The organism is Dyella sp. 01N36, assembly GCF_056399745.1.
On the sequence record NZ_JBFTRY010000016.1, the window covers coordinates 40,627 to 52,289 of the forward strand.

Sequence of the window (11,663 nt, forward strand, 5' to 3'; positions counted from 1 at the left end):
AGCGCCCCTGCGGCCGTATCGGCATGCACACCATCAGCCAGTGCGCCGACAAAGCGGCCAACATCATCAGCGAGTACAAGATCGCGCGCGCTGTGTGCCTGTCGCCTGATGGCTTCGTGACGGTCGAGGCGCCTGACCATGTGATCGAGGAAGAACTGGTCGGCGTGTACACGGCTGGCGACAGCCTCTTCGGCCTGTGGCGTCAGCTCTCGGACGATCTGCTGGCATCGGCGCGCGAACGGAAGATTTCAGGCGGTCGAAACCACTTGCACCGCGTTGAGAACAGGAACGCTGCGCGATATGACGGTGCCGAGTGCAAGAAGTGCGGAAGCTGCGTGCGTTATGTGAATGGCGGTGCATGCGTTGTATGTGCCAATAAGCGGCGCACTGAGGCGAAGCTCGATCCGCCGGCCAAGAGGGCGGCGTGATGGAGCTGCGCTCCTACCAGCAAACCGCCCTCGACACCTGCTGGGACTTCCTGCGCAACCGCGAAGGCAACCCTGCCATGGTGCTCCCCACCGGCGCCGGCAAGTCGCCGCTAATGGCGGCCATTGCCATGGAAGCCGTCAAGCAGTGGGGCGGTCGCGTGGGCATCCTTGCGCACGTCCAGGAGCTCGTCAGCCAGAACGCCGGCAAGCTCCGCGCGCTGTGGCCCAACGCACCCATGGGCATCTATGCCGCCGGCCTGCGTCGACGCGATCGCTTCGACTCCGTGTTGTACATGCAGATCCAGAGCGTGGCCAAGATCGCGCACCAGCTTGGCCGCTTCGACATCCTGATCATCGACGAAGCCCAGCGCATCCCGCTGGATGGCGAAGGCAGCTATCTCAAATTCATCAACGATTGCCGCAAGTTCAATCCGAACCTGCGCGTCATCGGCCTGACCGCGACGCCCTACCGCCTCAAGGGAAAGGCCATTCCGATCTGCGGGCCCGAGTACGTGCTCAACGAGATTGCCTACGAGGCGCGTATCCCGGACCTGATCAGCGATGGCTACCTGTCGCGCCTGGTCACGCCGGGTGGCCTTGAGCTGGCCGACCTGTCGCAGGTGCACACCAAGGGCGGCGAGTACGACGAGGGCGAGCTCGCTGACGCCATGATGGCAAATGGCCTGGTGGGGCGCACCTGCAATGAGCTGTGCACGCGCGCCGCTGACCGCCGCGCATGGATTGTGTTCTGCGTGAACATCAAGCACGCCGAGATGGTGCGCGACGTGCTCAAAGCTCGCGGCATCACTGTTGGCGTCGTCAGTAGCAAGACGCCCAAGGGCGAGCGCAAGTCGCTGATCGACGCCTACAAGGAAGGCCGCATCCGGTGCATGGTCAACGTAAACGTGCTCAGCGAAGGCTTCGACGCCCCGCATATCGATTGCGTGGCCATGCTGCGACCGACAAAGTCGCCCGGGCTCATGTATCAGCAAATCGGCCGCGGCTTCCGCATCGCACCCGGAAAGAGTGACTGCCTGGTGTTGGACTTCGCCGGAAACCTGCTTGAGCACGGCCCCGTCGATCAGATCCGCGTGAGCCGACCGCGCAAAGCGGGACAGAAAGCGGAAGTCGAAAAGGGGCGCATGAAGGAATGCCCGAAGTGCCAGTCTCTTCTGCCCTTCGGCATGCGCAAGTGCGACGTGTGCGAATTCGAGTTTGGTAGCGCGGACCCAGCGCACAGCGACCGCCCGGTGAACGCGCCCGTGCTGTCCACGGACCGAGAACGCGTGCGCAACGTTCACGCCGTCAACTCTGTTTCGTATGCACGCCACGACAAGGCCGGCAAGACCGTGTCGCTTCGTGTGACGTACCAATGCGGCCTGCGACGCTTTAGCGAGTGGGTGTGCATCGAGCACGACGGCATGCCGCGCGCTAAGGCGCTGCGCTGGTGGCAGGCGCGAACCTCTGACCAGTGTCCGCGCACGGTAGAGGAAGCGTTGCCGCTCGCCTGGAAGCTGCCCACGCCCGCTTCAATCCTGGTCGATGAGACCGACAAGTATCCCGACATTCTGGAGCACCAATTCAGTGAGCCTGCAGCTACCGAACAAGAACGAACGAGCGCGAATGATCCGGTCGGCGCAGAACGCGGTGAAGGCGCTGGAGTCGTTGCCGGAGCTGACGCCGTGCAAGGACTGCGAGGCGTTCCGGGATGGCTGGTGCGGGCACTGGACGGCAACGGTTCCGCCAGGCGCGCAGCTTGAGGGCTGTGACGACTGGTCGGAAGTGATTCCTTTTTAGGAGATTGGCATGTGCAACAAACAAACCACCGCCGTCCTCTCTGCGTTGAAGGAGCAGGCGAAATGAGTACGAGTACGCAGATGTGGGTTGCTATGTATCCGAGCGGAAGGATCATCGAGTGGCTAGGCGCTAAGCGAACGAGGCACGCAGTTATGACCCTGGTCGTCTCAGGATGTATTTCTGCCAGAGAATACGATGAGGCGGCAACAACTTCACGGCGATGGGCTATCGCGTATAGGCGTGGCTACCGAATCGCTCGTGCAATCGTTGAGGTGACCCCATGACAACCCCTGACAACCGCGCTCTGTGGGAGCTGGTGGAGAAGTGGCGCGAGAAAGAACGAACCAGTCGCGGCTGTGGCGACTTCTGCGACGGCATTGCGCATGGTTACGAAATGTGTGCCGATGCCATCCAAGAAATCCTTGAGCGTCCCGTGGAGGTTGGGGATGGTGAGGTTCGACTTTGGGACACGCAGTGGATGAACATCGTCAACCACGACAAATGCTATCGCGACTGGTCGAAGGATGACGCCATTGCGCACGCCGTGAAGATGACGGAGGAATCCATCGCGCGGAATGTCGCTGACGGCAAGTTGCCGCCACGAAAAGACGCGCTCGAATCGATGGTGAGGGGGAAGTCGTGAGCCTATTTCAATGCGAACAGTGTGGTTGCTGTGAAAACACGGCTCTCAGCAATTACGCGTGGCGTAAGTACAAGGGTATGCCTGCGCTTTGTTCGGGATGCGACAAGGATGAATCGATTGGCGCGAAAGGCCAGTGGCATGGATGCTTTGAACAAGTGTTCCTGCCACTTGGTATGTTCGTCACGGATAGCAAAGGAAATCTTGCGCACAAGGAGACTGGCGATACGAATTTTCGCAAATACGCCATCACCGACAACAAGGACAACAACCCATGACCACCGAGCGTAGCGGGATGAGTTTGGAGCAGGTGCGCGATTCGATTCGCGAGGAATCTAAATTCCAGCGAACCACGAAACACCACGTAACGTGCACCTTGATGGATATTTGGGCCAAAGCTATCGACGCCCACCTATCCCGCGATGCGGTTACGAATGATGCTGTCACGGAGCGATTGCGGGAGATTGCATACCGTGACGAGGCTAAGTCGGTGACGGTACGTGCCGACGATTTGCGCGCCGCCCTTGAATCCCTCGCCTCGCGGAAGGTGGCCTACCCTGCACTCTTTACCGGAACGCTTGATGGAAAACCTGTTGGACTGCACGGGACCATTGAATCCGTTGAAGCACTAGAAGCGTTCGTAGCCTCTCGGAAGGTGGCTGTGCATGATGGGTGGATTTTCTACTACGCGGACGATGAAGGAACGCCACATGCGCACTACTGCGCGGCGCGCGGCGACATCTACTCGCAAGTGGGAGTTTGGATGTGCGGCGCGCCGGATGAAGGTGTCCTCAGCGACTTTGGCGATGACATGATCGATGAAGTGACGGAGACGCTACTCGCAAAAGGCGCGTTCCATCCAGAAGGTGACCCGCCATGTTTCCTACGTAAATCCATGCTCGCACCGCAAGACGAGGTGAAGTGATGGCCTACTTCGCGAATAGCTCTGAAGGTTATACGTTCAACGAGCAGTGTATGCGATGCAGATATGGCGAACATCCGTGTCCAATCGCCTTTGTGCAGTACACGTACAACTACGATGCCTGCAACAACGAGACAGCAACGAATATACTTGACGCGCTGGTTAAGCAGGACGGTACATGCTCAATGTATGAGCTTGATCCAGACTTGTTCGAACAACGGCAAGATGAGATGCCAATATGAACGACAACACCGCCGAGCAGCTTAAGTGTCGTGAGGCGTTTGAGAAGTGGTACGCCAATCGCTACGGTGAATACCAACCTAACAACCTGAAGGATGCAACGTGGCATGCATGGAAAGCCGCTAAGACCACCGACGTCCAAACGTCTTCTACGGTTTCTGAGGTCGAAGCTCTACGTGCAGCTCAGTCTCGGGATGTCATGCCACTCATTGGATCGCTGCTCGATAGCTTCGAGCTTCTCGCCAATGACCTTAAGACGGACCCGGACCTGAAGGAACTGGTTCGTGGCCTGCATGCTATTGAACGGGCGATGCTCGCCGCCGAACCGAATGGCGAGCGCATCGAACAAGTATCTCAGCAGGAAGTCAACGGCATCCCTGTGCCTGTGACGATTGATCGAACACACGCCAATCGCGCATATGTGACGCTTGGTTTCGCGGATTCATCGTTCTGCACTGACTTCATTAAGGCGGCAGAACGTGGATTTAGGCCGATCAACACCCGAGCCGATAGCGGTGATGCGGTTGCTTGGACTTCGCAGCAAGACATCGACTATCTGAAATGCTGCGAGCATGCCGGAGATATTGAAGTGTATGCGCATCCATGCAAAGCGACGCCCATCCCGCTATTCACCCACCCGAGCGCCACTTCGTTGGATATGCGAAAGGCATTCGCCTTTGACGCGCTTGTGGCTGCTGGTTTTGTCACTCAAGGAAAAGCAGACGAGTCGCTGGCCATTGCAGAAGCCGCCCTATCCCAGCGCGTGGAGAAAGGAAAGGCGACCGAGGTGGGGCTGTGAGTGAGAAAATGACGAACCTGTGTCTGTCACGTACCGAAATCACCGAGCTGACCCGGGCGCACACGCGCGCCCGACAGCTCTCCTTTCTTCGCCAGAATGGCATCCGCCATTACGTCGATGGCCACGGCTGGCCCGTGGTCACGCGCGCAGCGGTGGAAGGTGCGCCAGAGAAGGCCTCCGCCAAGCCCGTATGGCGACCGAACAAGGCCGCTTGATATGGGGCGCAGACCATCCACGCCGAACGCCATCCCGCGCCTGCGACAGCGCAAGCGCGGCGACACCACGTACTACTTCTACGACCACGGCGGCAGGCCGCGCAAAGAAGAGGCGCTAGGAACTGATTATGGCCTGGCCATCAAACGATGGGCCGAGATCGAGCGCGACGGCGCAGAGAAGCCGCGCGAGGTCATCACCTTCAAATATGTTGCTGATCGCTATCTCGGCTCCGTCGTGCCAACCAAGTCGACCGGCACGCAGCGCGACAACCACAAAAGCATGCGGCAGCTGCTCACCTTCTTCAACGACCCGCCCGGCCCGCTGGATGGGATCACGCCCAACCTAGTGAAGAAGTTCCTGCGCTGGCGTGGCGCCAAGGCTCAGGTGCGCGCCAACCGCGATAAGGCCCTGCTATCTCATCTTTGGAATTGGGCGCGCGAGGAAGGCTATACCGATTTGCCCAACCCTTGCGCCGGCATCCGTGGCTTCAAGGAGACGGGCCGCGACGTGTATATCGAGGACGACGTGTTCAACGCCGTCTATAACCTTGGCGACCAGGCGCTGCGCGACGCCATGGATCTCGCGTACCTCACCGGCCAGCGCGTGGCAGACACGCGGACCATGGATCAGCGAGACGTCCGTGATGGCTTTCTGCACGTTAAGCAGGGCAAGACCAAGGCCAAGCGTCGCATCGAGGTCGTTGGCGACTTGGCGGCGCTCCTGGCACGCATTACGGCACGCAAGGCGGGGTACAAGGTGCATAGCACGCGGCTGATCGTCAGCGACCAGGGCCGGCCGCTATCGGAATGGATGCTGCGCGATCGGTTCAATACTGCGCGCGACGACGCAGGCATCCCCGCCAGCGAGTTCCAGTTCCGCGATCTTCGCGCCAAGGCGGGCACCGACAAGACTGACTCGACGGACATCCGCCAAGCTCAGCAACAGCTCGGCCACACCACCGTCACCATGACCGAGCACTACGTGCGCAATCGCCGCGGCGACAAAGTCACGCCTACCAAATAGTCATTCCGCAATTGTTTTCGTGGGTTTGTGTTTCAATGACTTGTATGACCAAAATAGCGCCCCGTTGCGGAACGCCAAATCATCCAAGCTAATGTTTTAAAGACTGTTCTTGATAGGACTCAAAATCCACTGGCAGCGATGTCGTGTAGGTTCGAGTCCTATCACCGGTACCAGATTTGAAAGAAAAGGCCCGACTTTTGTCGGGCCTTTTTTCGTGCTTGCCGAGGCATTTTGTCCCAGGCCTTTTCGACCACAACTTAAGCCCACTTTGACCTCGGTTTTATTGACCTCGGTTCTCGTCTTCAACCATGGGTTGACCTTCCGCAAGCCGGATTGATGGCATACGACGCCATCTGTCGTAAGAGATATCACTGCTCAAATCGTGAACCAGTTCGCGCATCGGTGGGTGGCGCAGTTGCCATTCCTTGCTATATCTGCCTGTGACTAGCGCCAAGGCGCGGCTTGCTCAGATGTCAATCAGGGGAAATGAAATGGAACTTCGCACGCCATCCCTTGTGCGCTGGATTCGCTCGCGCACAGCCTCTTCCTATACAGGTTCAATGCGGCGTCGCGCGGACGTTGTCAGAAAAGGAGTCCTTCGACTGCTGTGTCTGTCTGCTTTGCTTTCGCTATGGCCCTCGGGTGCGCGGGCGGACAACTGGATCAATGTGCAAACGCACGCAGACGCCGTAAATGGCTGCGTTTCTATGTACGGACTGCCCGCAGACGGGTCTCGAAAAGTGGTCAATTGGTCACACAGTCAAGCATGCGTCGATGCGACCTATAACGGCTATCCCTCCGTTATGGTTGGAACTTGGCTAATTGCTAACAATGATGGTTCTCCGCGGACGCCGTTATATCTGGGCCCGAGCGATGATTATTTCATCTGGATATATGGCGTCGACAATCGCAAGAATGTCGGCGATGGCGGTGGCTGTAATGGTGGCGAAGGTCACATCGGGGCCACAAGCGGACCTACCTGCCAACAAGCGTATGGCTCCCCTTCGGATGGCAATCCAAGCGTTGGCGATCCTATCAATACGGCTACAGGGAACAGCTATCGGCAAGAAGATGACTATGCCGGATCCCAATGGCTTACGCTTCGTCGCTTTTACAACAGTGATGCCTCAACGTCGCAGTCGGCGATAGGCTCACATTGGCGCCACAGTTTCGACCGATCGCTTCGAGTCATCGTTTACCCGGGGACCGTGGCATTGCTTCGCCCGGATGGAAAGCAAGAATTCTTCACCAAGAGCAATGGGATTTGGACCGCGTCCCGAGACGTTACGGACACGCTAGTCGAAATGGACGACGGTCAGGGCAATCCTGTTGGCTACTCCGCGTTCATTGCAGCACTCCATCACACCGAAACGTACGATGCCAATGGCCTGCTGCAACAAGTCATGGATGAAACAGGAAACGGCATCTCGCTGACGTACAGTACCGCCCAAACGTCACAACAGATCGCTCCATTGGCGGGACTATTGTTGACTGTCACCGACATGAAAGGTCGGCAACTTAGTTTCGCGTACGACGCCAATGCCCGTGTTCATCAGGTCACTCTGCCCGATGGCGGCACGTTGATATATACCTACGATACGGCAGGCAATCTGGCGTCTGTGCAATACCCCGACACGCGTGTCCTGCAGTACGCGTACAACGAATCGTCGCTGACGAGTGGCGCCAATCTTCCGAATGCCTTGACCGGCGTCATCGATGAATCCGGCAGCAGGTATGAATCCACCACGTACGACAGCACGGGGCGCGGAACCTCATCCAGCTTTGCTGGAGGCAGCATTGGGATAACCAGCGTCGTATACAGCAGCAATGGCACGTCGACGGTGACGTACCCGCTAGGCAACACCATGACCATGGGGTATGCCACCGCCAATGGCCTGGTTCGCGCCAGTTCGATCAGCCAGCCGTGCGGCCCCATTTGCGGCCAGCCCTGGAAGACGCGCACGTACGACGCCAACAGCAATCCGACCAGCTACGTCGATTTCAACGGCAACACGACGGCGACCACCTATAACAGCGCCGCCCTGTTGACCCAGCAGATCGATGCCAAAGGTCAGGCCACTCAACGCACCACGAATTTCACCTGGGACATCACGCAGCGCGTCCCGCTTACCCGTACCGTCCTCGACAGCAGCGGCAACACCGTCGCCTACGACTCATGGGTCTACAACAACTCCGGTCAGGCCACGGCACGTTGCGAGGCGGACCCCAATGTCCCCGGAAGCCTGAGTTACGGCTGCGGCAGCAGCGGCAATGCGCCTGCCGGCGTGCGTCAGCAGCGCTACACCTACTGCACCGCCATCGACACCACGCAATGCCCGCTCGTCGGCCTGCTGCTCTTCGTCGATGGTCCGCGCACCGATGTCTCCGACATCACCAACTACAGCTACTACCTGGCCACGGACGAGTCCGGCTGCGGCACCTCTGGCGGCACCTGCCATCGCGCAGGCGACCTGTATCAGGTGACCAACGCGCTGGGCCAAGTCACCACGCTCGTGGCCTACGACAAGAACGGCCGCGTGGTTCGTCAATCCGATACCAACGGCGTCATCACGGACCTCACCTATAGCCCGCGCGGCTGGCTGCTGACGCGCACGACGCGCGCCAATACCAACGGCACGCCCTCCTCCGGCGACGCTGTCACCACCATCGGCTACACGCCATACGGTTCGGTGGCATCAATCACGGATGCCGACGGTGTCACGGTGAGTTACACCTATGACGCCGCCCATCGCCTCACCGACATCACCGATGCCTTGGGCGATCGCATTCACTACACGCTGGATGCAGCGGGCAACAAGACGCAGGAGCAGACGTTCGATCCCAGCGGCACGGTACGTCGCGCGCTCTCGCGCACCTACAACACGCTGGGCCAGCTCACCAAGGTGACGGACGGGCTGAGCCACGCCGTGTTCAACGCCACCTACAGCGACAGCTACGACGCCAACGGCAACCTGGTGCACACCGCCGATGCGCTCGGCGTCCAGCGCAAGCAGGGTTATGACGGGCTGAACCGCCTGGTCAGCACCATCGACAACTACAACGGCACCGATACCGCCACGCAGAACACGCAAAGCGTGTTCGCCTACGACGCCAATGATCGCCTGGAAGGCGTGGGCGATCCGGACGGGCTCAACACCACCTACAGCTACGATGGCCTGGGCAACGCAACCGGCGTACAGAGTCCGGACACGGGTGCCACGGGCTACATCTACGACGCCGCTGGCAACGCCACACAGCGCACGGACGCCAAAGGCACGGTGAGCAACAGCACCTACGATGCGCTCAACCGTCGCACCGCCACCACCTATGCCGACAGCTCGCTCAATGTGGCCTACGGCTACGACGAGCCCAACAGCGTCACCGGCTGCCCGGCCTCGTACCCGACCGGTCGCCTCACCCGCATCATCGAGACCGCTGTCACCACGATCTACTGTTACGACGCGCATGGCAACGTCACGCGCAAGAGCCAGACGCAGGGCACGGTCACTGACGTCACCGCCTACGGCTACACCTTGGCCGACCGCCTCGCCAGCACGCTGACGCCGTCGGGGACATCCATCCAGTACAGCCGCGATGCTGCCGGCCGTATCAGCGGCGTCACTGCCCTGCCGCCAGGCACAAGCGGTGCGGGGGCTGGAAATGTGGTCACTACCATCAGTTACCTGCCCTTTGGACCTATTGCCAGCTATACGTTGGGTAATGGTCAGACCATCACGCGTACCTATGACGCCAACTACGCGCTCACAGACGTGGTGAGTCCGGCGCTGAACTTGCACTTTGCACGCGATGCGATGGGCAATATCACTGCCTTGGGCAATGCGCCGGGCGCCAATCCTGCCGTGGAGAGCTACAGCTATGACCCGCTGTATCGCCTAACGGGATTGACCGATGGCAATGGCAATGTGGAAGAGGCCTACACGTATAGCAAGACTGGTGACCGCTTGAGCAAGACCGCTAGTGGGCTCGCTACGGGTGTCTACAACTACCAGGCCGGAACGCATCACCTTGCCAGTATCGGTAATACCTCTCGGGCGTACGACGCCAATGGCAATACGACGGGAAGCGTGGTTGGCGGTAGCACGTTTGGTTACGGCTACAACGGGCGCAATCGGATGACGGTTGTGCAACGGGACGGGAGTACTGTTGGGACGTATTCGTACAATGCCTTCGGGCAGCGTACGGCTAAAGCCGTAACCTTCCCAGCCGCCAGTAGCCTGCGTTTTGCGTACGATGAAGCGAGCCAGCTACTCGGTGAATACGGTAGCTTTTCGCGCGACTACATCTGGCTAGGGAACCTGCCGGTCGCCGTGGTGGATACCTCGAGTGGCGCCAGCTCGGTGAGCTACGTGCATGCGGATGGGCTGGGTACGCCCAGGGCTGTAACGGATCCTGCAGGGGCTGCTATCTGGCAGTTTGCGTATCAGGCGAATGCATTTGGTGAGCAGCAGCCGTCAAGTGCAAGTGACTACACTTACAATTTACGCTTCCCCGGTCAGTACTACGACACGGAGAGCGGCCTGAGCTACAACGTCAATCGCGACTATGAAGCTGGGACGGGAAGGTATGTGCAGAGCGATCCCATTGGCCTCAATGGTGGCCTAAACGCCTACATGTACGTGAGCGCCAATACTCTTGGTGCAACGGATCCACGCGGCACTTCTTGCACCCAAAGCTACGGGTCGCTGACGTGTTCGTATCCGGGCGGGCCGTCGTTCACGATCCCTTCTCAGCCAGGATTTCCCTCGCTTTTGGGTCCCGATGACGGCCACGACGCGTTCTATCATGCATACGATGTCACGCGCGACATAGGATGTGCTGATGCTGATTCGGTTATGCAAGGGCTCATTGACAATCCCACCCCTTCGTTCGGCAATCCTTCGCCCGCAACGATAGATGGGACAGCAAATAACGCAGCCGTACCGGGAATTGCACCGAACAATCCAGTGACCTCGTACCTCACCACCGACAACAATACTGGCGCACCAGTGGTGGTTAACGTCACTGGTTCAAACAGCGCCTTCGCGCCTGGCTACGTTGCGCGAACAGTTACAGGCGGTGTAGCTCACACGTACGGTGAGGGTGAGGCATTTAGCCAAAGTACTCTCTCCTTCATGGGTCCGCTCAACGATTTCGGAAATCAGGCAGTTTGGGGAACTCAGATGAATGACATAATCGCGAACGCAAAGCAAAAGTGCGGGTGTAAACGATGACGATGAATCGGCAGTCAATTGCAACATTGTCCGGCTTTCTAGTCGCCCCCCTCATCCCAGTCGTCGTCATGGCTGTACTAAGTCTGCCGAACAAGGGGCCTTGGGTAGTGTTCTTCGAAGTCATGGCAATTATTTACACGGGCGTTGCCTTGTTGATGACTATCATTGGACTACCACTCTTCCTACTGTTCAGGAGCCGAGACTTCACGCGATGGTGGACGTTCTTGCTCGTAGGACTGATTGCGGGTGCACTGGTCGGCTACGCGTATCGGTTGCCGTTCTACCCGGATCGGTATCAATCGGGATTGGTACAAGGGTTGGCCTGCGGTCTGGCTGGGATCGTTTTTTGGCTGATCTGGCGATCAGG

The 11,663-nt window shown here is 58.9% G+C and carries 9 protein-coding genes; all 9 read left to right on the top strand.

The features are described from left to right. Positions 1–23: 23 nt before the first annotated feature. Entirely contained in the window at positions 24–428 is a 405-nt protein-coding gene (locus AC1DMG_RS06065; RefSeq protein WP_477180298.1) for a hypothetical protein, read from the top strand. Next, on the top strand, positions 428–2,188 hold the full coding sequence (locus AC1DMG_RS06070) for a DEAD/DEAH box helicase (protein ID WP_477180310.1): 1,761 nt from the start codon (positions 428–430) through the stop codon (positions 2,186–2,188). The genes AC1DMG_RS06065 and AC1DMG_RS06070 overlap by 1 nt, the downstream gene beginning before the upstream one ends. 353 nt (positions 2,189–2,541) lie before the next feature. Further along, positions 2,542–2,868, top strand: coding sequence for a hypothetical protein (locus AC1DMG_RS06075; protein ID WP_477180299.1), 327 nt, complete (start codon positions 2,542–2,544; stop codon positions 2,866–2,868). Beyond that, entirely contained in the window at positions 2,865–3,143 is a 279-nt protein-coding gene (locus AC1DMG_RS06080; RefSeq protein ID WP_477180300.1) for a hypothetical protein, read from the top strand. The genes AC1DMG_RS06075 and AC1DMG_RS06080 overlap by 4 nt, the downstream gene beginning before the upstream one ends. Continuing rightward, complete coding sequence (locus tag AC1DMG_RS06085) at positions 3,140–3,790, top strand: hypothetical protein (protein ID WP_477180301.1); 651 nt, start codon at positions 3,140–3,142, stop codon at positions 3,788–3,790. Before AC1DMG_RS06080 ends, AC1DMG_RS06085 begins: the two co-directional genes overlap by 4 nt. A gap of 235 nt (positions 3,791–4,025) precedes the next feature. Further along, positions 4,026–4,826 (top strand): hypothetical protein, encoded by an 801-nt coding sequence (locus AC1DMG_RS06090; RefSeq protein WP_477180302.1) that lies wholly within the window; start codon positions 4,026–4,028, stop codon positions 4,824–4,826. 8 nt (positions 4,827–4,834) lie between these two features. Continuing rightward, positions 4,835–5,041 carry a DUF4224 domain-containing protein gene (locus AC1DMG_RS06095; RefSeq protein WP_477180303.1) on the top strand — a complete coding sequence of 69 codons (207 nt, stop codon included), beginning with the start codon at positions 4,835–4,837 and terminating at the stop codon, positions 5,039–5,041. 1 nt (position 5,042) lies between these two features. Beyond that, positions 5,043–6,065 (top strand): tyrosine-type recombinase/integrase, encoded by a 1,023-nt coding sequence (locus AC1DMG_RS06100; protein ID WP_477180311.1) that lies wholly within the window; start codon positions 5,043–5,045, stop codon positions 6,063–6,065. A gap of 707 nt (positions 6,066–6,772) precedes the next feature. Then, entirely contained in the window at positions 6,773–11,296 is a 4,524-nt protein-coding gene (locus AC1DMG_RS06105; protein ID WP_477178226.1) for an RHS repeat-associated core domain-containing protein, read from the top strand. Positions 11,297–11,663: the final 367 nt, after the last annotated feature.

Excerpts from the sequence above, each read along its gene's own strand:
- AC1DMG_RS06090 (WP_477180302.1), top strand. The coding sequence starts at position 4,026 with ATGAACGACAACACCGCCGAGCAGCTTAAGTGTCGTGAGGCGTTTGAG.
- AC1DMG_RS06070 (WP_477180310.1), top strand. The coding sequence starts at position 428 with ATGGAGCTGCGCTCCTACCAGCAAACCGCCCTCGACACCTGCTGGGAC.
- AC1DMG_RS06095 (WP_477180303.1), top strand. The coding sequence starts at position 4,835 with ATGACGAACCTGTGTCTGTCACGTACCGAAATCACCGAGCTGACCCGG.
- AC1DMG_RS06100 (WP_477180311.1), top strand. The coding sequence starts at position 5,043 with ATGGGGCGCAGACCATCCACGCCGAACGCCATCCCGCGCCTGCGACAG.
- AC1DMG_RS06065 (WP_477180298.1), top strand. The coding sequence starts at position 24 with ATGCACACCATCAGCCAGTGCGCCGACAAAGCGGCCAACATCATCAGC.
- AC1DMG_RS06105 (WP_477178226.1), top strand. The coding sequence starts at position 6,773 with ATGTACGGACTGCCCGCAGACGGGTCTCGAAAAGTGGTCAATTGGTCA.
- AC1DMG_RS06085 (WP_477180301.1), top strand. The coding sequence starts at position 3,140 with ATGACCACCGAGCGTAGCGGGATGAGTTTGGAGCAGGTGCGCGATTCG.